21 protein-coding genes are annotated in these 24,127 nt (G+C 47.2%); 2 read left to right on the forward strand and 19 right to left on the reverse strand.

Going from position 1 to position 24,127, the window contains the following annotated elements:
* Nucleotides 1-22: 22 nt before the first annotated feature.
* Both ABRS97_RS07110 and ABRS97_RS07115 read left to right on the forward strand, forming a co-directional pair.
* On the forward strand, nt 23-1,024 hold the full coding sequence (locus tag ABRS97_RS07110) for an inorganic phosphate transporter (protein WP_367812385.1): 1,002 nt from the start codon (nt 23-25) through the stop codon (nt 1,022-1,024).
* Between the two features lie 157 nt (nt 1,025-1,181).
* Nucleotides 1,182-2,927: an alpha-glycosidase gene (locus ABRS97_RS07115; RefSeq protein WP_367812386.1), complete on the forward strand. Its 1,746-nt coding sequence runs from the start codon at nt 1,182-1,184 to the stop codon at nt 2,925-2,927.
* A 42-nt stretch (nt 2,928-2,969) separates the two neighbouring features.
* Here the strand turns inward: ABRS97_RS07115 and ABRS97_RS07120 are convergent, their stop codons facing one another.
* The 19 genes from ABRS97_RS07120 to dapB form a co-directional block, all read right to left on the reverse strand.
* Entirely contained in the window at nt 2,970-4,325 is a 1,356-nt protein-coding gene (locus tag ABRS97_RS07120; RefSeq protein ID WP_367812387.1) for an MATE family efflux transporter, read from the reverse strand.
* The gene (locus tag ABRS97_RS07125) at nt 4,292-5,008 is read right to left on the reverse strand and encodes an HAD family hydrolase (protein ID WP_367812389.1); all 717 of its coding nucleotides are present in this window, start codon (nt 5,006-5,008) and stop codon (nt 4,292-4,294) included. Before ABRS97_RS07125 ends, ABRS97_RS07120 begins: the two co-directional genes overlap by 34 nt.
* Nucleotides 5,009-5,011: 3 nt before the next feature.
* On the reverse strand, nt 5,012-5,671 hold the full coding sequence (locus tag ABRS97_RS07130; RefSeq protein ID WP_367812391.1) for a RibD family protein: 660 nt from the start codon (nt 5,669-5,671) through the stop codon (nt 5,012-5,014).
* The gene (locus ABRS97_RS07135) at nt 5,668-6,813 is read right to left on the reverse strand and encodes a sugar ABC transporter substrate-binding protein (protein WP_367812393.1); all 1,146 of its coding nucleotides are present in this window, start codon (nt 6,811-6,813) and stop codon (nt 5,668-5,670) included. Before ABRS97_RS07135 ends, ABRS97_RS07130 begins: the two co-directional genes overlap by 4 nt.
* A gap of 24 nt (nt 6,814-6,837) precedes the next feature.
* Entirely contained in the window at nt 6,838-8,781 is a 1,944-nt protein-coding gene (locus tag ABRS97_RS07140) for an alpha-amylase family protein (RefSeq protein WP_367812395.1), read from the reverse strand.
* 36 nt (nt 8,782-8,817) lie between these two features.
* Complete coding sequence (locus ABRS97_RS07145; protein WP_367812397.1) at nt 8,818-9,861, reverse strand: zinc-dependent alcohol dehydrogenase; 1,044 nt, start codon at nt 9,859-9,861, stop codon at nt 8,818-8,820.
* Nucleotides 9,858-11,612 carry an alpha-glycosidase gene (locus ABRS97_RS07150; protein WP_367812398.1) on the reverse strand — a complete coding sequence of 585 codons (1,755 nt, stop codon included), beginning with the start codon at nt 11,610-11,612 and terminating at the stop codon, nt 9,858-9,860. Before ABRS97_RS07150 ends, ABRS97_RS07145 begins: the two co-directional genes overlap by 4 nt.
* Nucleotides 11,613-11,931: 319 nt before the next feature.
* A complete protein-coding gene (locus ABRS97_RS07155) occupies nt 11,932-12,552 on the reverse strand; it encodes a redox-sensing transcriptional repressor Rex (RefSeq protein WP_367812400.1) in 621 nt (206 codons plus the stop codon).
* Nucleotides 12,549-15,413, reverse strand: coding sequence for an ATP-dependent DNA helicase DinG (gene dinG, locus ABRS97_RS07160; RefSeq protein WP_367812402.1), 2,865 nt, complete (start codon nt 15,411-15,413; stop codon nt 12,549-12,551). The genes ABRS97_RS07155 and dinG overlap by 4 nt, the downstream gene beginning before the upstream one ends.
* Nucleotides 15,414-15,504: 91 nt before the next feature.
* Nucleotides 15,505-16,098: a tetratricopeptide repeat protein gene (locus ABRS97_RS07165; RefSeq protein ID WP_367812404.1), complete on the reverse strand. Its 594-nt coding sequence runs from the start codon at nt 16,096-16,098 to the stop codon at nt 15,505-15,507.
* Between the two features lie 103 nt (nt 16,099-16,201).
* Nucleotides 16,202-16,585, reverse strand: a complete 384-nt coding sequence (gene panD / locus ABRS97_RS07170) for an aspartate 1-decarboxylase (protein ID WP_367812406.1) — start codon at nt 16,583-16,585, stop codon at nt 16,202-16,204.
* Nucleotides 16,586-16,626: 41 nt separating this feature from the next.
* On the reverse strand, nt 16,627-17,490 hold the full coding sequence (gene panC / locus ABRS97_RS07175) for a pantoate--beta-alanine ligase (RefSeq protein ID WP_367812869.1): 864 nt from the start codon (nt 17,488-17,490) through the stop codon (nt 16,627-16,629).
* Nucleotides 17,491-17,516: 26 nt separating this feature from the next.
* Entirely contained in the window at nt 17,517-18,371 is an 855-nt protein-coding gene (gene panB / locus ABRS97_RS07180) for a 3-methyl-2-oxobutanoate hydroxymethyltransferase (RefSeq protein ID WP_367812408.1), read from the reverse strand.
* 245 nt (nt 18,372-18,616) lie between these two features.
* Nucleotides 18,617-19,585 carry a biotin--[acetyl-CoA-carboxylase] ligase gene (locus ABRS97_RS07185; RefSeq protein ID WP_367812410.1) on the reverse strand — a complete coding sequence of 323 codons (969 nt, stop codon included), beginning with the start codon at nt 19,583-19,585 and terminating at the stop codon, nt 18,617-18,619.
* Between the two features lie 50 nt (nt 19,586-19,635).
* Nucleotides 19,636-20,967, reverse strand: coding sequence for a CCA tRNA nucleotidyltransferase (locus ABRS97_RS07190; RefSeq protein WP_367812412.1), 1,332 nt, complete (start codon nt 20,965-20,967; stop codon nt 19,636-19,638).
* A gap of 33 nt (nt 20,968-21,000) precedes the next feature.
* Nucleotides 21,001-22,173 (reverse strand): N-acetyl-alpha-D-glucosaminyl L-malate synthase BshA, encoded by a 1,173-nt coding sequence (bshA, locus tag ABRS97_RS07195; protein ID WP_367812414.1) that lies wholly within the window; start codon nt 22,171-22,173, stop codon nt 21,001-21,003.
* Nucleotides 22,174-22,192: 19 nt separating this feature from the next.
* The gene (gene bshB1 / locus ABRS97_RS07200; protein WP_367812416.1) at nt 22,193-22,885 is read right to left on the reverse strand and encodes a bacillithiol biosynthesis deacetylase BshB1; all 693 of its coding nucleotides are present in this window, start codon (nt 22,883-22,885) and stop codon (nt 22,193-22,195) included.
* 1 nt (nt 22,886) lies between these two features.
* Nucleotides 22,887-23,309: a methylglyoxal synthase gene (locus ABRS97_RS07205; RefSeq protein WP_367812418.1), complete on the reverse strand. Its 423-nt coding sequence runs from the start codon at nt 23,307-23,309 to the stop codon at nt 22,887-22,889.
* Between the two features lie 14 nt (nt 23,310-23,323).
* Nucleotides 23,324-24,127, reverse strand: coding sequence for a 4-hydroxy-tetrahydrodipicolinate reductase (gene dapB / locus ABRS97_RS07210; RefSeq protein ID WP_367812421.1), 804 nt, complete (start codon nt 24,125-24,127; stop codon nt 23,324-23,326).

Genomic DNA, 24,127 nt, shown 5'->3' on the forward strand with positions numbered 1-24,127 from the left:
CGAAAACTCTTAGGAGGAAATCATGTTAACCTATCTGATCGTCATCGTGGCCCTGGCATTGCTATTTGATTTCATCAACGGATTTCACGATACGGCCAATGCAATTGCTACATCCATTTCAACCAGAGCATTAAGTCCACGTATCGCGGTTATGATGGCTGCTACGTTAAACTTTGTTGGGGCTGTAGTGTCTTCGGAAGTTGCCAAGACCGTCGGAGGAAGCATAGCAAATCCGGCCAAGATCGAAAATGGTGTGGAAATTGTCATCGCCGCTCTACTCGCAGCAATCATCTGGAATTTGTTGACTTGGTATCTCGGCATACCGTCTTCATCTTCTCATACGCTCCTTGGCGCCTTAGCAGGAGCCGTTATTGCTGGTGCAGGCATTCATGCTGTTAACTGGAGCGGCTTCACGTCGATTATTATCATTTTAATTTTGTCGCCCATCATTGCATTCGCTCTCGGTTATCTCATCATGGTGCTTATCAAATACATCATTCTTTGGTCAGGAAATACTTCAAGATCCAAATTAAATCGCATGTTCCGTACTTTGCAAATTTTATCTGCCGGATTATTGTCCTATTCCCACGGTGGAAACGATGCTCAAAAAGCAATGGGCATCATCGTCTTCGGACTTGTGGCAGCGGGCTATCAGACAGATTTAAACGTACCGCTGTGGGTTAAAATTGCGGCAGCTTTAGCCATGGGACTCGGAACTTCCATTGGCGGATGGCGGATTATTAAAACCATTTCCGGCAAAATTGTCAAAATCGAGCCGATCAATGGCTTTGCGGCGGATTTAACATCCGCAATCGTTATTCAATTCTCTACACACATCGGTAAACCGCTATCCACTACACATGTTATTTCTTCAGCAATTATTGGTACAGGCAGCGTGCTCCGTTTCCATGAGGTTCAGTGGGCAACTGTCGGACGCATGCTGATTACTTGGGTGATTACAATTCCGATTTCTATTGCGTTAGCGTTCTCGATTTATTTCCTCCTCTTCAGGCTCATTTTTTGAGTGGAAATTCACTAGGAAACCGGTTTTCTCGTTGAATTTCGTTATTTTTTGTGTTATTATGGGAGAAGCTGAAAGGCAATGCTACCGCCAAAGGGTACAACCTCGATCGATTTCGATTCGGGATTGTACCTTTTTTATGTCGAGAGGAGAATGATATATGAATAAACATGCTGTGTATCATCGCGCAAAACAAAATTGGTCCTATGCTTACGATCGTCAAACCATTCACATCCGTATCCGCACTCAAAAAGGAGACGTGACTTCCGTCGATTTGCATTGCGGAGACAAATACGCCTGGGAGGAAACCAATCACGTTGTTCCTATGTCTCTATGGGTATCCGATAGCATGTTCGACTACTGGACAGCTGAAGTTCAGCCACCTTTCCGCCGTCTCATTTATTATTTTGCCCTGCACGATGTTCAGGAAACGATCTATTTATCAGAAAAAGGCATAAGCAATAATAAACCTGAAAATTTCTATGAAGGCGTTTTCGATTTTCCTTATCTCAATGCCGTTGATGTCATAGAACCGCCTGCATGGGTGAAAGATGCAATCTTCTATCAAATATTCCCGGAGCGTTTCGCAAATGGCGATCCTTCGATTTCCCCGGCAAATGTTGAACCGTGGGGCGGTGTGCCTACGCCAACGAATTTCTTCGGAGGCGATTTGCAGGGCGTGATCGACCATTTAGATCACTTAACCGAGCTTGGCGTTAACGCTATCTATTTCAACCCTCTATTCGCCGCGACAACGAATCATAAATACGACACGACTGATTATATGCAGGTTGATCCGCAATTCGGCACTAATGAAACGTTGAAAGCTTTGGTGAAAGCTTGCCATGAACGTGGAATCCGTGTTTTGCTTGATGCCGTGTTCAATCACTCAGGCAAGCAATTTGCCCCATTTGTGGATTGTATCGAAAAAGGTGCGCAATCACGCTATGCGGATTGGTTCCATGTACGAGAATGGCCAATTCGTGTTGTTGATCGTATTCCAACTTATGAAACGTTCGCATTTGAACCGCTTATGCCGAAACTGAATACAGAGCATCCTGAAGTCATAGCGTATTTATTGAATGTTGCCCGTTACTGGATTGAAGAAGTTGGGATTGATGGATGGAGATTGGATGTTGCGAATGAGGTTGACCATCATTTCTGGCGGGAGTTCCGCAAAATTGTCAAAACCGTCAATCCTGAGGCTTACATCTTAGGAGAAATCATGCATGACTCCCTTCCATGGCTGCAAGGTGATCAATTTGACGCGATTATGAATTATCCGTTCACCAATGCGGTGAATGATTTCTTCCTGAACGATCGAATCGATGCCGCTAGTCTCGCTCATCGATTATCCGCACAGCTCTCCAGCTACCCTCAGCAAGTCAATGAGGTCGCTTTCAACCTGTTGGGCAGTCATGACACCCATCGTATCTTGTCACTTTCTGGAGGCAATAAGGAGCTTGTGAAGCTGGCAACGTTGTTTCAGCATACGTACCTCGGTGTCCCATGCATTTATTATGGCGATGAAATCGGGGTGGACGGCGGGTACGATCCAGCTAATCGGAAGTGCATGGAATGGGATGAGTCCAAGCAGGATACGGAGTTATTTCAGTTTTTCAAAGCAATAACCCGGCTTCGTTTGGCTAATCCCACCCTACGAACAGGGAAGCTAGCCTTCCTCCAAGCAGAGGAGCAAAGCCATATTATTGCTTACGAACGCTCAGATGAGAAAGATCAATTTTTGATTATCATAAATCGAGGTACAGAGAGCGCTGATCTCTTACTCCCCGTGACAAAAGGTCAATGGAAAAACGAATTTACGAACGAAACCATTGCCGCTAAAGCCAATCAGCTGCAAATTACTCTACCAGCACTCGGTTACGCTGTCTTGAGAGCAATTTAAAAAAACAATCCCAAACTCGTTAGAGTTTGGGATTGTTTTTTATTAAGCCGCTATATCTTTAACCAGATTGCGAATCCACTTTTTGGAGTAGATCCGTGTTAAGCCAAAGCCGAACCGTACGACCTCTTCAATCGAGAGAACGAGATAAACAACAAACACAGGCTGCTTCCAAACGAAAGACATGAGAACAGCTAAAGGTACGCCAACTATCCAGTTCGCTGTCGATTCCATCCCGAATACGAACTTACTGTCCCCCCCGCTGTTAAGTATCCCTCCCGCAATAATCATGTTCGCCACTTTCACCCACAGAAACCCAGCGAAGACAAGGATAATGTACATCCCCAATCTGTGTGCTTCCTCTGAGATATGGTAAGCCGCTACATAAAACGGAGATATGGCAGCTATGATGAGTCCCAGCGCAATTGAAATCAGAATCCCTAACCGAATAAGGCGTTTGGCATAGTCCATAGCCGTACTCTCATCGCCCGCTCCTAATCGGTTACCCACAATGACGCCGGCTGCGCTAGCCAAGCCTGAAAGCAACCCAACGCTCAAGCCCTGCAGCGGGAATGTAATCGTCATCGCAGTCATCTCCGCAGTGCCCATTCGGCTGTACACCATCGCGTACACCGTTTCAGAAAGCACCCAGACCAGCTCGGTTAAGATGATGGGATAGGTTGTTTTCAGAAACTGTTGAAACAATGGTTTAGGGATGAGGAATAAATACTTCAAATCCACAGACCCTGGCAATCTGAACTTGTAAACGGCCCCGATAATAAGCAAGCATTCCACGATTCGGGCGATCAGTGTCGCTACGGCCGACCCCATCAGTCCCCATTGCGGCAAGCCGAAGTGACCAAAAATCAAACCATAATTTAAAACAATGTTAAGCCCCACCGTAATTAAACTGACAACCATGGGCAGCTTCGCATGTTCGGTACTGCGTAAGATGGACGAGAACATCATCGTCAACATCATAGGCACATAGCTAAGCGAGACGATTTTCAGAAATATGGATCCATCTCCTGTAACCCGTTCGTCCGTTGTAAACAAACCAAGGAACCACTCTGGAACAATGAATACGAATAAAGTAAATAGGACCGACAACACAAGTCCCCCGATTAAGCCTAAACCTAATACTTGCGAGACGCTCTTCTTTTCCCCTTTTCCCCAAAATTGGGCGGCATAGATGGAAACGCCAGTCGATAACCCCGCTAATACAACTGAAATAATGCCATAAATTTTGGTGGACATGCCAACAGAAGAAATGGCTACATCACCGAGCTGTCCAACCATCAGCTGATCGGTCAAATAGAGCAAAGACATAATCAGACTTTGCAAAGTTACCGGTACGGCAATTTTAATTACTTGTTTGTAAAAATCATCTTTTCTGAACATGCTTGCCTGCCTACTTTCCATGAAAAATGTCTAGTGACATCCCGCATCTCCTCGTAACTCCTTATCCTGAAATCCGCTTCTGATAAATCTTGAAGGCCAGATCCGGGATTCTGGTAACCGATACAGAGCATGCCCGCCGCTTTCGCCGCCTTGACGCCATGATGCGAATCCTCAATGACTAAGCATCTGGAAGGGGCTATGCCGAGCTCAGCTGCCGCATGCAGGAAGATATCCGGTGCAGGCTTTCCTTGCATGACTTGCTCGCCGCTTATGGCATTCGGGAAATACGGCTTCAAACCAGCTTTATTGAGAATGATGTCGATTAAACGAATAGATGATGATGACGCCACTGTGATTGGGATATCGCGTTCTTGCAGCCACTGAATCCAAGATTCGACCTGAACAATCGGTTGCAAATCGGCGTAAGCGGTAATGAACTGCACCACATTGCTTTTATGATGCAGAAGCACCTCTTCCAGTGGAGTTGCAAGGCCATGGCGATGTATGATCTGCTGCCACATATTCTCCAACGTAACACCCACATACCCGTGGTGTTCGCTTTCGTCTACGTCGATTCCGAAATGTCGGAACGAATCCTTCTCAATTTGGAAGTATAAGGGTTCCGTATCAACAAGCACCCCATCCATATCAAAAATTACAGCCTCTACATGGTGTCGGTTCATTCCTTACACCGCTTTCGAATATCGCATCAACGTATAGTTTTCCTTTGGCAAAACTTCAATCACTTTGTACTTTTTCGTAAAAGACAGATCAGGAAACCCTTCGCCGTCCACCAACGTGATATTCGTTGCGCCGCCAATAATAATGGGCAATTGCATGAGAATAATTTCATCGACAACATCCTGATCAAAGGCGTGCCAATTCAGAAAACCGCCTCCTTCGACCATCAAACTCCTGATGCCGAATCGCTGTTCTAGTTGCATACCCAGCTCTAAGAAATCAACCTTATCGGTGCCGCAAATGAGACATTCTTTTCCACGATCTCGAATAACCTTGATTTTCTCAGGATCAGCGCCTTGCTCTGTAGTAACAATGATCGTTCTGCCATTATCAGTGAGCACATTGCTATCAAGCGGGATATCGAGTGTCGACGTTGGAATGATACGCACTGGATTTTTGTTTTCCTCATACCGATTGGTGAGAAATGGATTATCGGTGTGGATGGTATTTTTGCCAACCATAATGCCATCCACTTGTCCGCGAAATTTATGGATAAATTCGATATCCGTTGCGTTAAACAGGCTGAAGAGCTCTTTACTTGAAGCTCCTTGCCCAAAGGTTAGCTTTCCATCTATCGAAATTTGGCTGAATATCGTTATTTTCATTGTTCTCCGACCTCCAATAGTGCTTCATTTAGCGTGCTTTCGATTTTCCGCAGTGCAGCATCTGTATCCTTTTCCTCCAACAAGACTCGGAGTCCATGCTCCATTGCGACCCAATTGTGAATCATCAATGGATCAATAGGCATTGGACGGCTCTCTTGCAGCAATGACAAAATTTCAACCCAATTCGGTGAACTATTAGCTGCCAAGTACTGGAGAACAGCACGGTTGGCGGGTATCCGCTGTACCTCGTTCACCCACTTTAATTGGCACTCTTCGCTGAGCATGAAACGTGCGAAAGATCGCAGCTCATCCTTCAGTTCGCTCTCTAAAGCTCGATTAGGGAAGATCATCCCGATCGATGAGGACATCGGAATGGAGTCATTGCCCCCAATACTTGGGAGCCTTCCAATACCTAGTTTTCCCTGCATATGCTGCGTCAAATAATTGAAGTTCCACTCTCCGCAAATGATAGCGCCAACTTGACCGGAAATGAAATGTTCGAGTAGATCTCTCGATCCGTTCAAACTAACGATATGTCCTTCCTCCAGTTGAGTATGCACGAACTGAAGGGCTTGTTTCATAGCATCATGGATAAGATCGGGTCTGCCATCTTTCATCGGCCACCCGCCAAATGCTGTTAAAAAAGGGATAAACCAATAGGACTGCTCCAGGTCAGCACCAACCGGTATGATCTGTTTAGCTTGAAGTTCGGGCAGCATAGCCGCAACCTGTTCCCATGATTGCGGAGCCTCTCCATATATTTCTTTGTTATAATAGAGAACGAGATGGTTACCTAACAGTGCAGGAAGTCCATATTGCAAGCCTCGGACTTGCATCGTAGCTAGCGCCTCATTGTCCAGTAAGCCCTCACTAAAATCACTCGGAACCTGCGAATATTGTCCTTGTACATAATAGCTGGCCATATCAGCTGGTACAAACGCCACATGCGGTGCCAGATTCGTTCCTGCAACCTCGCCTATCCGTCTGCCGAGTTCCTGAATACCCATTACTTCTGGAACCACACGGATGCCATTTCGTTCCGAGTACATTCGGCAAATGTCCTCCAGGACCCCAATAGACGTATCTCCAGGGCCATCAAACTCATGCCAAAGTATAATTTCTTTATCTCTAGTTGCCATCATTCGGTTCCTCCCTCAAATTTCCGTTCACTCTCTACCGATTTTTGATAATATGACAGCCTGATTCGGGCCAAGCAGAAATGTTTCATCCTCTCGAATGTCTCTCTTGCTCCCTGCCTCGGTGTCTATCTCTATAGTGAATTGATTGATCCCTGGGATGAATGCGTTCAAAGGAAACTCGACCGCTTCCTCAGGATTTAAATTGAAACAGCCAATAAGTAGTTCATGTTTGTGCAGATAACCATAGATTACAACGCCTTCAGGTGATTCTGGAATGAAGAAATGTTCAGGTGCAATCAATGGTTGCCACTTCAACTTACAATGATGCAACTGCTCCAGAAGAGGCAGCATCGGTTGCGGATTTGTCCAGTGAATACGCAGTTGATTGAAGAAAGCTCTTGGAATCTCTGCCCCATTCGTATTGTCGCCAAGTCCGCAATTCAGCGGTTGTTCTTCATTAACCTCGAACCCCGTTGTTAAGAATGGAATCGCGTTCGGCAAGAAATGATTGAAGACGCTAATCATCCGTGCTAGCTTAACCCCGCCTCGACTCGTAATTCGCGGGGTATCCGCCGTTTCCGCACATGCAAAAACATGAAGCTTTAGCTGAGGCAGCTCGGAGGCGTAGCTAATTAAATTCTCCTTTGTAATTTGGGTCATAATATTCCAGCCACTGCCAAGCATAATGTTGTATCCGGTAGCCGCTGCCTTTTCATGATTTCTGTTAAACAGATCTTCGCTAATGAGAATGGCATCCGGTTTCATGGTTTGTATCTTCGAGAAAATATTCGTCAGAAGCGGAGTGGGCAGAACATGTCCAATATCAATACGGAAACCGTCAATGCCGTACGTGTCCAAGTTAAATTCGACGGCCTTCTCAAGTACGTTCCATAGCTCCTCAGTAGGTTCTTCTCCTGGATAATAATTGCATTTAATCGTATCGAAGAGCACGTAAGGAGCTTGATCCGGTTTGACGAACTGCCTGACAGGAGGAGCGAAGTCTTGATAGAGCCGCAAAAATGTAATATCCGTCCAAATAGGCTGCACATCATTGATCCAATCAGAGTGAGCGGGAGACGTAGTAATTCCCATATGCGACTCGACAAGGGTAAGCAACTCTTCCCCCGTCTCATCAGAACGCCGTTTCAACTCTTCCCACTTGTCTGGGTTTACTTGATTGGGTGGATGTGAAAACTGCTCCAGGAATGCCTGTGTTTCTTTGCTCGAGTAGACGGTTTCCAGTTTGTCCGGCGTACATTCTTCAAAAAAACCGAGCTCTGGAATGTTCGGTGGCCGAAAGCCTTCTAACGCTTCATTTTTGATCCAATACACCCACTCCGGATGCTCGCGAATAAATTCGCTATTACGAGCTGTCACGCGAGGGATAAAATCAATAACTACCTTAATATCAAGCATGTGGCAAGCTTCGACCAAAGCCGACATTTCATCATGTATGGACCAATGCCCCAAGCCGTCAAGCAGCGGATCGTGCAGATTCGCATCTAAATCGAATAATGTTTGCACTGCATAAGGGGAGCCAATATCCCCTTTCAAATTCAGTTTGCTGTAGCGATTAACCGGAAGAAGATATAGAATCGTAACACCCATTTTCTTCAGTAAAGGAAGTAGGATCATCATCCGAAGAAAAGTCCCCGATTCAATCTCTCCATCGTGATCGTAATCCCAAGCCGTCGTATAACGGACTAAGGAGGAATAGATGACACTATTAGCAAAGTCTGTTCGCTCTGTCCAACCATAACCTTGCGATAATTCTAATAAGTAGCGCAGGTGCTCCGTTAAAAACGCAAAGGGTTGAACCCGAATCTCACCCTCCTTTTCTTCGAGAATGTGCGTATAGCCGCATTCATTCCAAATCGCAGGAATCCAAAACGATTCTCCTTCTTTCTCTGTGTGGAGGGATAAATAGCCGATAAGACTCTCCAATTGCTTCTCTTTTCTCTTTGAAATCAATATCCTTCTCTCCCTTCCCAGTATGGTCGTATCCATTTAGTCGAAAACAAAAACTGTTTTCAGGGTTTCACTGATCACCCCCTTATTCAAATCTGTTTGCCTTCCCAACAGCTCAGCAATCGCAGTTTCAAAAGCGTCCAGCGCATACTTTCGTGTGACGAACCGCGCCAAATCCGGATGATCCGTTACAAATTGGAGAGCTTCTTCAAATTTGTACCGATATTCACCTGCGCCAATGAGTTGAATGGCCTGCTGGACATAAGCCGTAGGTTTGATCGTATGCTGATAGTTCGCGTTGATCCCAAAAGCGACAATTCTCCCCCCACGGTCTATCCAGCGTTCAGCCATCTCCAGTTGAGTGCCTACTGTATCGATTACGACATCGAACTTTCCATGCTGAACTAAGGATGCTAATATTTCTTCGCTCAATTGATCCGGTCTACACGCCATATCTGCGACATCTTGCGCAAAAGCCAAGCGAAAAGGATTTACCTCTGTCGCTATGGTGACTTTGGCTTGTCGAGCGCTTACGTATTGGCTCAACATGCCCATCGGGCCGGATCCAAGAACAAGCACAGCATCTTCCTTAGTCACCCTTGCAACGTGAAAATTGTGCAAGACGCAAGCTACTGGCTCGATCAGAACAGCTGCTTCCCAACTCACCGCGTCATTCAATTTATGTACATACTTTTCATCGCTAACTACGTATTTAGCAAATGTTCCCTGTGCATTCAAACCTGCAATTGGCATGCCTTTGCCGTCTAATCCCACGCAGAGATGCGGATCACTCCGTTTGCAATAATAACACTGTCCGCAGCTGCGGTTCGGATCAATGACGACGCGGTCTCCTACACGTAAACGTTGCACCTCTTCACCGATCTCAATAATGGTGCCGACAGCTTCATGTCCACGAATAATACCTGGGACTCCCTCTTCTTTCCCTGTTACTACGGCGAGATCCGTGCCACAGATTCCTGTCATCTTAATTTCAATCTTCACTTCGCCAGCTGATTGAATAACCGGTTCGGACATGTGACAAAGTTCCAACTTATGCCGATCCGTCCACACTAGTGCTTTCATACTTGTACCTCCATGGCATGTAATAGTTGAAAACCATATTTAGGAAGAATGACGGAATACGACCCACTCTTCAGCTCATATTTGATACCCGTCAACGGCTCCTCCCAAAGCCCTTCGGGAATAGCGATATCTACTCGCTGTGCGTGTGGCGAAGCATTCATCAACATGACGAACCGTTCTTTTCCTAACTTGCGTTCGTAGGCCAGCCTAAAATCTCCAGGTTCAGCGAGCAGAAATTGAAATTCGCCATTTCGCAGAGCAGCATACTTTTTGCGTAAAGCAATCAGAGACTGAAAAAAACCAAACAATTCCCGGTCTTGCTTGGAGATGTCCCATTCCATACACTTGCGGTTATCCGGATCATTTTCGCCCGTAATACCAATTTCATCCCCATAATAAATACAGGGTGCACCTGGATACGTGAATTGGAACATAGAAGCAAGCTTCATCCGCTCTTTGTTTTCTTTACACAAGGTATAGAGTCTAGGGATATCATGACTGCTAAGCAGATTAAACGCTGCCTCATTGACTTGTTGCGGATAGTAAGAAAGCTGCGTTGCAATGGCGTTGGCAAACTCTCGGCTGTCCATCATATCCTTAACAAAAAACTTCAGCATAAAATCGGTCACAGGATAATTCATAACCGCATCCAACTGGTCGCCCTGCAGCCATGCCATCGAGTCATGCATGATTTCCCCAAGCAAGTAGGCATCGGGCTTCGCTGCCTTAACTACTTCACGAAGCTTACGCCAGAAGCGATGATCCACTTCATTGGCTACATCCAACCGATAACCGTCAATATCTGTCTCTTCGATCCAAAACTTAGCTAAATGCAGCAAATAGTCCGTGAGTTCTTGATTAGCCGTATTAAATTTGGGCATTGATGGCTCAAAGCCGAACGTCTCGTAACTGGCCCCCTTCTCCTTCACATGCAATGGCCACTCGTTGACGAGAAACCAATCTGCATAAATCGATTCTTTCCCTTTCTCCAATACGTCCACAAAAGGAGGGAAATAACGACCGCAGTGATTGAACACAGCATCCAAGAGAACACGGATGCCTCGCTCGTGACAGGCTTCAACGAGACGTTTTAACGTTTCATTCGTGCCAAATTGACTATCGACTTTCCAATAATCGATCGTGTCATATTTATGATTGGATGGCGCATGAAACAATGGATTAAAATAAATTGCTGTAATCCCTAGCTCTGTCAAATAATCCAGATGGTCAATGACCCCTTGCAAATCACCGCCAAAGTAGTTATTTGTTTGAGGCGCCTCTCCCCACGGTTCGACCTGTGCAGGATTAATGGAGGCGTCACCGTTGGCGAAGCGCTCAGGAAAGATTTGATAAAAGATGGCATCCTTTACCCAAGCAGGTGGGCTTATCAGATCCGCAGCGCTTAAATAGGGATACTCAAAATTACCAAAAGATTCTTCCGGCGGCTGTTCCTTACACCACCGTTCTGAATACCAAATCCTTTTCTCACCAAAATTCAAGTAAAAGCGATAACTAAGCCTTCCGTAAGGTGGCTGAACCTCCATTTCCCAGTAGTCATAAAGCTCATCGGACAACCACTTATTCATCGGTACGGCTTGTTCTGTGTCGTTCCAGCTGTACTTGTCCCCATAAACAATATCCACCGACTCCAAGTCGTTGCGCGCTGTTCGTAATCGCAGCTTAATTGTCTTCTCATCGTAGGCATAAGCCCAACTTTGCTTCGAACGATGGTAGAGTGCATGAAGATTCATTCGTATCCCCCTCTCGTGATTTAAACGCAAAAAAGAGTACAACCTTTGAATCACCGAGGTTGTACCCTTAAAGGTAACATTGCCTTTAAATTGAAATGCGCAAACGTTTGCGCATTTATGGGATCAAATATAACACACCCATATTGTCGAAGTAAGGTGGCTTTTGTCGAAAATTAAAAAGTTTACTAAACATACACATTTTTGTTGAATATACTTCCATATTAAAGAAAATTAGTAATTTTCACTTGAATTGTATGTATTAAAAAAGCTATCTCCCTCTCAGCATCCTGCTAAAAGGGAGATAGCTTTGTTTTCAATTTCAATCCAAATAGTAGGCCAAGCTTTGCAATTCCGTTGTAAAATCCGCATGATGCACACGTACTTCAGGCGGTACCTTGATGATGACAGGAGCGAAATTCAGAATCGCTTCGATCCCGCATTCCACGAACTGATTCGCGACATTCTGCGCTTCCACCGCGGGAACTGTGATGATACCGATCCTCACGCCTAGCCTGGTTAAAGTCGAATTCATGTCCTGCATCGGCTGAACAATCAAATTATTGATGGACTCTCCCGCTTTGCTCGGCAAGACGTCGAAAACAGCGACAATCTTCATATCGTTGCGTAAATAAGTATTATAATTGCATAAAGCCCTGCCCAAATTTCCTGCTCCTACGAGTGCAACCTGAATATGACGGTCCAGCTTCAGAATCTGACGGATCTTCTCAATCAAATAGGCAACATCGTAGCCGATCCCCTTTTTCCCGAATTCACCAAAATAAGCTAAATCCTTACGAATCTGCGCTGGATTGAGATCCAACTTCTGACCTAGATCCTGCGAAGATACCGTCATAATATTTTTCATCGTTAACTCATTCAGAAAACGCAAGTAAATGGGTAATCGACGAACGACCGCCTCGGATATTTTTTGCGACTTCACCCCTGCACCTCCCCCATCCACTCTTCTATCCTCGGCAGCATTTGCTCCGTCGTCATGTGCTCAATCTTCGGTCCAGGCAAAGAATAGAGGAAGTGTTTGCCATAATACGTATCAATGACGCGTGTATCGTAAATAATGACAATCCCTTTATCCGATGCTCTCCGAACAAGCCTGCCGAAGCCTTGCTTAAAGCGGATCACAGCTTGGGGCACGGAGAATTTCATAAAAGGGTTCTCATTCCGTTTCTTAATATTCTCGCACTTGGCTTCAACGAGCGGATGGTTCGGTGGCTGAAATGGCAAGCGGATAATCGCCAAACAGCTTAACGCATCGCCTGGAATATCCACCCCTTCCCAGAAGGAGCTGGTGCCCAGTAAGACGCACATCTTGTTGTCTTGGAACATGCGGGTCAGCTTACTGCGATTGCCGCTGTCTACACCCTGTCCAAGGACAGTAATGCCATGCGGCTTCAGGCGATCTTTCATTCCTGCATAGACTTGCTTCAACATCCGGTTAGAAGTACAAAGGATTAGCATGCGCCCCTTCGTCACAAGTGCAACATCGCTAAGAGATTCGATTAATGCATGGATGAATACAGGATCGCCGGAAGCGCCTTTAATCGTAGGGAAATCCCGTGGAATAACGACTAGCGCCTGCTCTCTGTAATTGAATGGCGAAGGGAGTTGAACCGTCTTAAGCTTCCCTGCCTCTTCATCCTGCGGTATGCGCAGTCCCAACTGATCCGCCGAGTATTGAAACGATTTATTTACGGACAAAGTTGCCGACGTAAGAACAATGCTGTCTTTCGTTTCAAAGAAATGCGTCTGAAGCAGCGAACTCACATCCGTAGGTACGGAGAGAAGCTGCAAGGACTTCGCTTTGGCGTATGTCCCGGCTTCCATCCAATACACATAGCCTTCGTCCGCCATTTTCATAAAGAAATGAAGGGCATCTCTGTGGTTGTAGAGTTCCTTCACCGTGCCGTTCAAATCCGTAACCAAACCTTGAACTTCAAAGACGTCCTGCATATCTTTAATCTCGCTCAGCAGCTTATCCAGCGTACGGAGCAGATCATTGGCATTCAGATAAATGTTATCCTCCATAATGAGAAGTTCATTCCAATTCGGAGGGAGCAATTCCGGTTTCAAGCGCAGCACATATTGCGAATTTTCCGATTGAGACGGATCGCTCTTGGAGGAAAGTAGCTCATATAACGAATCGCTTAATCGATCCCAATCCTCTTTCATTCTAATGATTTTCGGAAATAAGGAATCTATACTGTGGCACCAAGCAGCCACCCGTTCCGGATGATCGTCATTTTTCTGTAAACGGAAACGGAGCATGGGCAGTTGGCCGCTGCGATTATCCTTGTACAGCCATTGCATGGAATGGTAAAAGGCGGATGCATGCAGCTCAATGCCTAGATGTTTGCTCGCCACTTCCTCGAAATGGTGCGCCTCATCGATGACCAAGTGCTTATAAGCGGGCAGAAGGCGATTCTCAGCCTTCATATCCGTGAACAGAAGCGAGTGATTCGTAATGACGACATCAGCTGTATTGGCATCATTCCGGGCGCGATGATAGAAGCATTTCTTAAACCAAGGGCACATACGGTTCAAGCAGGAATCCGTGTCGCTTGCGACCGTGTACCAGAATTGTGCGCCTTTATTGCCAAAGTGCAGCTCCTCTTCATCGCCATGCTCCGTCTCACTAAGCCATACGACCATTTGCGCGGCAGTCACCGGATCTTCTTTGCCGTTTTCATAATCCCGCGTTGTCAGCTTGTTCTCGAATTTACGCAAACAAAGATAATGGCTTCTTCCCTTCAGGACGGCAGCCTTAAATGCAACGGGAAAGATCTCCTTAAGCAGCGGAATATCCCGTTCGCGAAGCTGCTCCTGCAGATTAATGGTATGTGTGGAAACAATTACTTTTTTCTCGTTTTTTATGCCGTAGTAGAGGGATGGAATTAAGTAGCCAAGCGATTTGCCCGTGCCCGTGCCGGCTTCAATCATTAAATGCTGATCGGTTTTCAGCGAGAGTTCGACTTCACGAATCATTTGCTCCTGGGATTCGCGTTCCTCGAACACTTCGAACTTTTGTTGAAGCGCGGCTTTCAATCCTTTGTGAAATTCTTCGAAGGAGGAACCCAATCTTTCTAAGTCATCGCCTTCACGAATTTCACCTTCTTCACCCCAGTCGTTCACATTGATCGTAAATTGGCGGAAGTAACGATGCGCATCCATATCCACACTCGTTTCCGACTCTTTGTAGAGCCGGATTTCTTCTAAGAACCAGCCCAAATCATTGGCACCGCTTTCGAATATATGCGATAAACGCTGTACGGTAAGAAGCGGCAGCCCGAGTAAACGTTCCATACAAATGATCCAAATGAGTGCGGTAACCTCCGCATCGCTGTCAGCCTGATGAGGCCTTTCATGATCTAAACCAAATAATCCGGCCACCATGCTTAATTGAAGACTGGAAATCGATGGGAATAAAATCCTCAGCATATCCATTGTATCGAGCACGCGTCCAGAGAACGGCGGGTAACCGGTTTTGGTCAGCCCTCTTTGCAAGAAGGACAGGTCAAACGGAACATGGTGCCCGACAAGCACGCAATCGAATAACAACGGAAACATATCTGACATCACTTGATCCAAGGATGGAGCGTCTTTGACCATCTCATCGGTAATTCCGGTTAAAGTTGTAATTGAAGAAGGTATACCGATCCCTGGATTTACCAAGGAAGTATACCTGTCGACAATTTCAAATTCATCTATAATGACGAGCCCGACCTGAATGATCTCATCCGCAGACTGGCTTCCTGTCGTTTCAAAATCTAATACTGCAAATTTCATGACGTATACATTCAATCCCTTCGTCCTGCGCTTCTCCTAGCATACCAAATCTTATAAGGAAAAGGGAATAGGGAATACCTACTTCCATTCATTAGGACTCGTCCAGATTGATAAGCGGCTCCATACAGGCAGGATCGGTATGATACGCTTTTTGAAAATACTCAAAAGCTTTCTCCATGTTCTGGTTCTGGATCTGAATGCAACCCATGGCATTATATGAAATAGCTTTCATCTTCGTATTGTCGGTAAGCGGGAGGAGGAACTGAAAATGGCGATAGGCTTCCCCATATTCCCCCTTGCGCAAGTAACCCATAGCTAAATATACACGAGCTAATAATAAATCCGGCTGCCGCTGAATCAACGCCTCAAATTCATGAATGGCCTGCTCATACATCGTTAGCTTGTAATAGCCCTGTCCCCTCAGAAACTCTTCCGTTTGCTTGCCGGATACATCAAGATCCAATAACTCGTTATGAAGGGTTTGAGTACTTATCGGTACGCCCCCATAAAACTTTCCCAGTTTCTCCTCGAAAAGCAGCCATGCCTCAATAAATTCATCGCTCATCGTCTTCAACACTTGCAATTGTTCGTCAAGCTCCGCTTTTTTGTCCCCGTCACTGCTTGGATACTCTTTTTGAATTTCTTCCAAAACTTCGTTCATTGTGGAAAATAAATGCTTAAACATTTGGCATCCCACCTTTGCTTCGAAAGCTTATCCTCATTCTTTGTAAACAGCGAAGATTTCATTCATAACAGATCATCAATGTCTATTTTACGGAACCTGAAGATTAAAGAATGGTCGAATGCTCTTCTTCTTTAAGCAGTTGCGCGACTTTGTTGCCCTCGCCCATAATTGCAATCGTCGGATGGTGCCGCTTGGCCTCTTCATCCGTCATCATGGCGTAAGAAACGATAATAACCGTGTCACCGGTTTGCACAAGACGTGCCGCGGCGCCGTTCAAACAGATGACACCGGAACCGCGCGGTCCCGGAATGATATAAGTTTCGAGACGCGCTCCATTGTTATTATTGACAATCTGAACCTTCTCGTTTGGATACATATCCACCAAATCTATCAAATCTTCGTCAATCGTAATGCTGCCTATATAATTCAAATTCGCTTCCGTTACGGTTGCGCGGTGAATTTTTGCTTTCATCATCGTACGAAACATAGGGATCACGTCCTTACTTAAGAATCAAATTAAGAATGAAATTATATAATCAAATTATCAATTAATCGAGTCTTTCCGAATTTAACAGCCAAAGCAATAATAATAGACGAGTGTTCGGCATGAGGGCTGCTTTCCATTGCAAAAGGCTCCAACGTCGGGTAGGCCAGCACTTCAACGTAATCGATCTGCGCGAGCGAGGCGGTTTCAATATGACGTGTGATCAAGTCGTACAGCGAAGCTGCTGTAAAGTTCGCGTTAGCCTGGATGTAATCTTTTGCCTTCATCAACGCTTGTGATAAGACGAGCGCTTGCTTGCGCTCTTCATCATTCAAATACACGTTTCTTGAGCTCATCGCCAATCCATCGGACTCTCGCAAGATCGGACATGGAACAATTTCCACAGGCATATTGAGGTCGTTCACCATTTGCTGAATGACGGCAATTTGCTGGGCATCCTTAAGGCCGAAATAAGCTTGATCCGGCTGTACAATATGAAACAGCTTGCTGACAACTGTCGCAACGCCGTCGAAATGGCCTGGACGCGAAGCGCCGCAAAGTCTTGACGTCAATCCTGTTACGCTGACCGTTGTCCGCACCTGGCTTGGATACATTTCCTTCACTTCGGGCATAAAGACGATGTCGACGCCTTCGGCTTCCGCCACGTTCAAATCCCGCTCCGCATTACGCGGATATTTATCAAAATCTTCATTAGGTCCGAATTGCAGCGGGTTTACGAAAATGCTCAGGACGACAAGTCCGTTTTGCTCGCGGGCTTTGCGAAGTAAACTGGCATGGCCTTCATGCAGATAACCCATTGTCGGCACAAAACCGACTGAGTGCTCGCTTTTTCGCCTGAACGCGGCAATTCGTTCCCGTAAATCGGCGATTGAATGAATCACTTCCATCGTATGGACAGCTTCCATGGCAACCACTACTCCTTATCTCCGTACAAATATTTAACAACATCATTGTCCATATGAAACGTGTGTTCCGGCGATGGAAAAGAGCGCGATTTTACTTCCTTTACATAATCGCTGATGCCTGCTCGAATAGTTTCCCCAATATTCGCGTACGTCTTTACGAATTTATTGGTTACATTGGAGGATCCATACTGCAGCAGATCATGAAAGACGAGCACTTGGCCATCGCAATGCACCCCTGAGCCGATGCCAATCGTCGGGATGGACAGCTCTTTCGTCACCCACGCCGCCAACTCCTCCGTCACAAGCTCCAGCACAATTGCAAAGGCTCCCGCCTGCTCAATAGCTTTCGCATCGCGCATCAGCTTCTCCGCCTGCTCAGAGCTTCGCCCTTGTACGCGGAAACCGCCCAATTGATGAACGGATTGAGGGGTCAGACCCAGATGTCCAACGACGGGAACGCCGGCCTTGGTAATCGCTTCAACGGTCGCCGCAATTTCGGCTCCGCCTTCAAGCTTAACCGCCTTCGCTCCGCCTTCCTGCATCAAACGGGCTACGCCTTGCATAGTCGTATCCAAGCTCCCGTGGTAAGTTAAGAAAGGCATATCCGCAACGATAAATGTGCTTCCCGCCCCTCTGTTCACGGCCCGTGTATGATACACCATGTCATCAAGCGTCACAGGCAGTGTTGAATCGTAACCCAGCACAACGTTCCCTAATGAATCTCCGACAAGAATGACATCAACCTCAGCTTCTTCAGACAGCTTTGCCGATGGATAATCATACGCCGTAACCATCGTAATAGGCACGCTGTCCTGCTTCATCTTCCTCATCTTTGCAGTTGTTAACGGTTTGCGTTGTACCATTGTGTATCCCAGCTTTCCGTATAAAATAAAAAACCTTTTAGCCTAAGAGCTAAAAGGAGCGCATGCAGAAAGAATCCAATGATCCTTCTGTCTCGGTCCTCTAAGGCTCAGAGCAGAATCCAACATCATGTTTTCAACTAGTATTCCATTGTTGGGTGAAACCAACCTCACTTGCGTAGAGTGCAATTCCGTAAGGATACCGCCTCTTTCATTAGTATACCAAATGTTTCTTCTTTTTGGTACAGCTACTTCAACTCAATATCGCCAGAGTATATTTTGACCTTATCTCCTGTACCCGTAATCACAGTCAAAGCACCTGAATCATCCAGCGAATCGGCTATTCCTTCAACAATGCCGGATGGGGTGTGCGTCCGGATCGGACGGTGCAGCGTAACGCTCAACGCTTCCCATAGCAGACGGATCGGGGCGAAGCCTTTTTCAAGATAGAGCGTATATAACTCTTCAAATTCTGACAAAAACACTTGGACAAGTGTCTCTCTGGAAATGTCACCGCCCGAAGCAATTGCCAAGGATGTCGCAACACTCCGGAGCTCCTCCGGATAATCGTCCAGCTTCAGATTTGCGCTAATGCCAATGCCGGCGACAACGTACTTTAACCGCTCATCCTCACCGCTGCTTTCCAGAAGAATTCCGCTTACTTTCTTCCCGCCAATGAGCAGATCATTCGGCCATTTGATGCCGATATCAACTTTGACTACCTTTTGAATCGAGCGGCAGAGGGCAACCGCGCATAGCAGCGTTAACTGCGGCATGAAAAACACAGGGATGCGTGGTGTGAGCACGAGACTCATCCAGATGCCTTTACCGCTCGGAGAATGCCATTTGCGTCCCATGCGCCCCCTTCCTGCTGTTTGAGCCTCAGCCAGCACAAGCGTGCCTTCAGCGGCTCCTGAAGCGACGAGCGCATGAGCTATCGTCTGCGTAGAATCCACTTCGCCATAAACATGCAGCTTCTGGCCCAGCACTTTCGTCCGAAGCCCGCCCAACAGCTCGGCCACATTCCATGTGTCCGGCTTTGCAAGTAGCCTATAGCCTTTGCGGGGGGCTGCTTCAAACGCGTAACCCGCTTGGCGCAGCGCCTCGATGTGCTTCCATATCGCCGTCCGGCTTACGTTCAGCCTGCGGCTGATTTCTTCACCCGACACATAAGCATTCGGATTTTCTTCAAAAAGCTGTAAGATGCGTTCATTCATCTATACTCACTCACGATCTGTTATAAATTCAAGAGAAAGCCGCGGCGATGCTATGTACTAGCATCAAACGCGGCCTGTAAAAGAGATTCGCGCTCGTTCGGCTGATCGCCGAGCGCGGTTTGTTCAAGCAGTTGCTGAAGCAATGGGCCCATCCAGGGGCCTGGCTTCTTGCCTAGCGATTCCGCCAAATCCGTACCGGTTATGGCGAGCTCTTTCAGGCTGTAGCAAGGAACCTCGCTCAGCCACTTCGGTGCGTGCCGCAGCAGCTCCGGCACGATCTCCTTCACGAAGCGCGCGAGCTCGCCGCTTCCGCTCCGGGGCTGCGGCAGCGCGCGCAGCACCTGCAAAAGCGTAAGCGCCGCCGACCGACCGCGGCGCACAGCCTCAAGCTTCCAGACCCGCTCCAGCGGAGCCGGGTCTGCCTGCACTTGCACCGCGGCGTCCTGCGGAGCGCCGCCAAGCAGTTGCGCGGCCAATGTCTCGCGCAGGGCGAGCACAGCCACGACCGCGGCGCTGTCGGCGCGAGAGAAGGTCAGCTCCTGAAGCGCCATGCGGACGGTGTCCGCAGGTGCCTCGAGGAGCATGACCAGCATCGCCCAGCGGGCATGCTGGTCGGGAAGCGCGCTGACAGCGTCCAGCGCGTCGTCGTGCGCGAGCCAGTGCTCAAAAGGCAGCGGCAGCTGCTTTTTGAGATGGCCTGTCAGGCCGCTCGCGAGAAGGAGGCGCACAGCCCGTGCAGGAGCTGGGCCTTCCACCATGCGCTGCAGCTCGCTGCGCACGCGCTCCATCGCGATGTGGCGCAGCAGCGGAGCTTGCGCGAGCAGTGCCTGCCACGTCTTCTCCTCGACCTCCAGCTTGTAGGTCGAGGCAAACCTTATGCACCGCAGCATCCGAAGCGCATCTTCGCCGAACCTCTCGCTGGCTGCTCCGACGCAGCGAAGAATGCCGGAAGCCAGATCCTTTTGACCGTCAAAAGGATCCAGCACCTGCCCCGCCATATCCATCGCCATCGCGTTCATCGTAAAATCGCGCCGCCTCAGATCTTCCGTCAAATCCGAAATATATTCAACGGATGCCGGGCGGCGGAAGCCTTCATACTGCGCCTCCTTGCGGAACGTCGTCACCTCGTACGTCCCCTGTTCCAGGATGACGGTCACAGTTCCGTGCTGCAGTCCTGTCGGCGCTGTGCGTGGAAAACAAGCTATCACTTGCTCCGGCCTTGCGGAGGTCGCGATGTCGATATCTTTGATGGGCTTACCCAACACTGCGTCGCGTACACAACCGCCTACCAAATAGGCTTCGTATCCGGCGGCAATAAGCTTAGCGAGCACTAGGTCCGCTCCACGATCCGCCACATTATTTTTCCATTCGCCTTCCGACATGATCGTTTCGAGCTCCTAACTAAGGATATCCATTTATTGACAAGAAGAATCCAATATACGATGTGATTCCGGAAGCTCTCTCCCCAGAACTCGGTAATAGATTTCTTCATACTGAACCGTCGTAACATCATTGCAGAAAGTATGTCTTGCACGGTATAAGCAGTTTTGCACTACTTGTTCATAATGCTCCGCATTGCTAAGTAAATGAATGACATGCTCCGCCATTGTTTCTGTATCGCCGGTCTCCGCTAAATACCCGGTTTCACCGTGTGTAATAAGCTCTGGAATGCCCCCTGCGTTGGAACCAACGGTTGGAACACCACAGGCCATCGCCTCCAAGGCAACAAGACCGAAGCTTTCCTTCTCGGAAGGCAAGAGCATGACATCGGCAAGCGAGATGACCTGAGCAACATCATCCTGCTTACCGCAGAACGTCACCTTATCCGAGAGGCCGAGCTCCTTCACTTTCGAAATGATTTTCGACAGATCCGGTCCTTCACCCACAAACAAAAGACGTGATTTCACCTTTGAACTAACTTTGGCAAAAATGTCGACAACATCCTGTACGCGCTTGACCGGCCTAAAATTGGATATGTGAATTAAAATCTTCTCATCCGGCCTCGCGAACTCCCCTCTAAGTTTAGAAATATCGCGAGGGTAATACACTCTTTTGTCCACAAAATTGTAGGCTAAATCAATATCCCGATCAATATCCAGCGATTCCCTTGTTTCATTAATCAAGTCCTTGGAAACCGCAGTAACCGCATCGCTTTCATTAATGGCATAACGAATCAAATCCGAGATGGAATGATCCTGTCCGAGCACAGTTATATCCGTTCCATGCAAGGTTGTCACGACTTTAAGGTTACTGCCGATCATTTGTTTAGCGAGCAGTGCGCAAACGGCATGAGGGATAGCATAATGTACATGCAGCAAATCGAGATTTTCCATTTTAGCCACCTGTGCCAGCTTGCTTGCAAGCGAAAGGTCATAGGGCGGGTAACGGAATACATAATACTCACTTACTTCCACTTCATGGTAAAAAATATTTTTATGGAATTTACCCAACCGAAAAGGCATGCTGTGTGTAATAAAGTGCACTTCGTGCCCCTTCTCCGCCAGCAGCTTCCCAAGTTCAGTTGCCACAACGCCTGAACCGCCTAATGTGGGGTAACAAGTAATCCCAATCTTCAGTTTATCTTTCATTGCCTTCCTCTCTTCCCGATCAGTCAAAATGTTCTACGAGAAGCGGCAGTTTCGAAACGAACCCTTCCGCATAATGCAGCATTCTTCTCTGCCCCATCAATCGATCGCGGGCTTCCACCCGCTCTACATAACCTTGATTCAGCGGTGTAGCTACTGTGTCATGACCTGTTACGAACTGAGATCTATATGCGCTCAGCGCAGCAATTTTCTTATCATATTCATTCGTCACATCAACCATGAGGTCTGCTTCATAGACATCATTTATAAAGTAAAAGTACAATTGCTGAACATTCACAGGTTCAGATTCAGGAGCATAGCGCCTCAGCTTCGCATTAAACACGGCTTCCTGAACTAAATGAGAACAAGCAATATGATCCGGGTGGCGATCCTGCCAGTAGGGTGCAAATACGATTCTTGGCCTATGCTTGCGAATTTCCAAAGTGATCCGTTCTATGTACGCTTGTGTCAAGGAAAGCCCCCGATCCGGCAACCCCAAGTTGGATCGCATTGATAAGCCTAGTATGCTGGCAGCTTGCTCAGCTTCTTCTATTCGCTTTTCAACTGTGCCATTAGAAGACATTTCCGCATAGGTTAAATCGCAAATACCGACCCGATAACCTGCCGCCGTATGCTTCGCAATTGTTGCTCCCATGCCAATTTCTGCATCATCCGCATGCGCGCCAAATATCAATATATCTAATGAATCCGCCATATTATTCCTCGATACCCGGTTTGTATTTATGTACAAGCTCTCTCCATGCAAAATCGCCTCGATCGATTGCGCGAACCAACAGTTCGGCTGTCGCCACATTCGTCGCACAGGGAATCCCTTGCACGTCGCACAAACGAAGCAATGCGATAATATCCGGCTCATGCGGCTGAGCCATCAGAGGATCTCTCAGGAATATGATGAGATCCATTTCATTCTCAGCTACTAATGCTCCAATTTGTTGGTCGCCTCCCAGAGGCCCAGACATGAATCGATGAACGCTCAATTGTGTGCTATCCATAATCCGTTGGCCTGTCGTTCCTGTTCCATATAATTTATGCCCATGAAAAACATGTTCATAAGCGATAACGAAATTAACCATTTCGTCTTTCTTCCTGTCATGTGCAATTAGTGCAATTTTCAACATGTTGTTTTCACTCCCTAGTCAATAAAATGCTCGAAACCATAAACCATGCCTGTATATGTCATGACTTTGCGAACCGCAATCGCTACACCCGGCATATAGGCAGCTCGATCATACGAATCATGGCGAATTTTGAGCGCCTGACCGTGCTGAGCCATAATCACTTCTTGTTGGGCAAAAATCCCCGGCAAACGCACGCTATGTATTCTAAATCCATTGTAATACCCGCCGCGCGAGCCTTCAATTGTTTCTTCTTCTTTCGGATTGCCTTGACGCACTTCTTCCCGAACTTCCGAGATTAGCTCAGCGGTTTTAACCGAGGTTCCCGATGGCGCGTCCAGCTTCTGGTCGCCATGATACTCAATGATTTCCAGGTGAGGGAAATATTTAGAAGCTTGCGCGGCAAACTTCATCATGAGAATAGCTCCGATGGAGAAATTCGGGGCAATCAACCCGCCTATTTCGCTCGTTTTACACTGCTTGTCCAGCTCAGCAATATCTTGTGGAGTGAATCCGGTTGTCCCCATAACGGGGCGTATGCCAAGTTTGATGGCCAGGTTCGTATGTGAAACGGCTGTTTGCGGTCCTGTAAAATCAACCAAAACATCCGGTCTTGTTTCAGTGAGCGCCTGTTCGATATCGCTCTGCATGCTAATGCCGCATTCCTCGAGTCCGACCATTTTTCCTAAATCTATTGGACCGGAGGAACGGCTAACACCTGCAACCAGTTCCATATCCGGCTCCGTTAATACGGTCTTAACGACCTCTCTTCCCATTCTTCCGCTTGCGCCAATGACTGCTACCCGAATTTTACGATCCAT

The organism is Paenibacillus tabacirhizosphaerae (genome assembly GCF_040812395.1).
Lineage (GTDB): Bacteria > Bacillota > Bacilli > Paenibacillales > NBRC-103111 > Paenibacillus_E.

Coding starts and splice junctions, on each gene's coding strand:
- ABRS97_RS07110 (WP_367812385.1), top strand. CDS start 23: ATGTTAACCTATCTGATCGTCATCGTGGCCCTGGCATTGCTATTTGAT.
- ABRS97_RS07115 (WP_367812386.1), top strand. CDS start 1,182: ATGAATAAACATGCTGTGTATCATCGCGCAAAACAAAATTGGTCCTAT.
- ABRS97_RS07120 (WP_367812387.1), bottom strand. CDS start 4,325: ATGTTCAGAAAAGATGATTTTTACAAACAAGTAATTAAAATTGCCGTA.
- ABRS97_RS07125 (WP_367812389.1), bottom strand. CDS start 5,008: ATGAACCGACACCATGTAGAGGCTGTAATTTTTGATATGGATGGGGTG.
- ABRS97_RS07130 (WP_367812391.1), bottom strand. CDS start 5,671: ATGAAAATAACGATATTCAGCCAAATTTCGATAGATGGAAAGCTAACC.
- ABRS97_RS07135 (WP_367812393.1), bottom strand. CDS start 6,813: ATGATGGCAACTAGAGATAAAGAAATTATACTTTGGCATGAGTTTGAT.
- ABRS97_RS07145 (WP_367812397.1), bottom strand. CDS start 9,861: ATGAAAGCACTAGTGTGGACGGATCGGCATAAGTTGGAACTTTGTCAC.
- ABRS97_RS07150 (WP_367812398.1), bottom strand. CDS start 11,612: ATGAATCTTCATGCACTCTACCATCGTTCGAAGCAAAGTTGGGCTTAT.
- dinG (WP_367812402.1), bottom strand. CDS start 15,413: ATGAAATTTGCAGTATTAGATTTTGAAACGACAGGAAGCCAGTCTGCG.
- ABRS97_RS07165 (WP_367812404.1), bottom strand. CDS start 16,098: ATGTTTAAGCATTTATTTTCCACAATGAACGAAGTTTTGGAAGAAATT.
- panD (WP_367812406.1), bottom strand. CDS start 16,585: ATGTTTCGTACGATGATGAAAGCAAAAATTCACCGCGCAACCGTAACG.
- panC (WP_367812869.1), bottom strand. CDS start 17,490: ATGGAAGTGATTCATTCAATCGCCGATTTACGGGAACGAATTGCCGCG.
- panB (WP_367812408.1), bottom strand. CDS start 18,371: ATGGTACAACGCAAACCGTTAACAACTGCAAAGATGAGGAAGATGAAG.
- ABRS97_RS07185 (WP_367812410.1), bottom strand. CDS start 19,585: ATGAATGAACGCATCTTACAGCTTTTTGAAGAAAATCCGAATGCTTAT.
- ABRS97_RS07190 (WP_367812412.1), bottom strand. CDS start 20,967: ATGTCGGAAGGCGAATGGAAAAATAATGTGGCGGATCGTGGAGCGGAC.
- bshA (WP_367812414.1), bottom strand. CDS start 22,173: ATGAAAGATAAACTGAAGATTGGGATTACTTGTTACCCCACATTAGGC.
- bshB1 (WP_367812416.1), bottom strand. CDS start 22,885: ATGGCGGATTCATTAGATATATTGATATTTGGCGCGCATGCGGATGAT.
- ABRS97_RS07205 (WP_367812418.1), bottom strand. CDS start 23,309: ATGTTGAAAATTGCACTAATTGCACATGACAGGAAGAAAGACGAAATG.
- dapB (WP_367812421.1), bottom strand. CDS start 24,127: ATGGATCGTAAAATTCGGGTAGCAGTCATTGGCGCAAGCGGAAGAATG.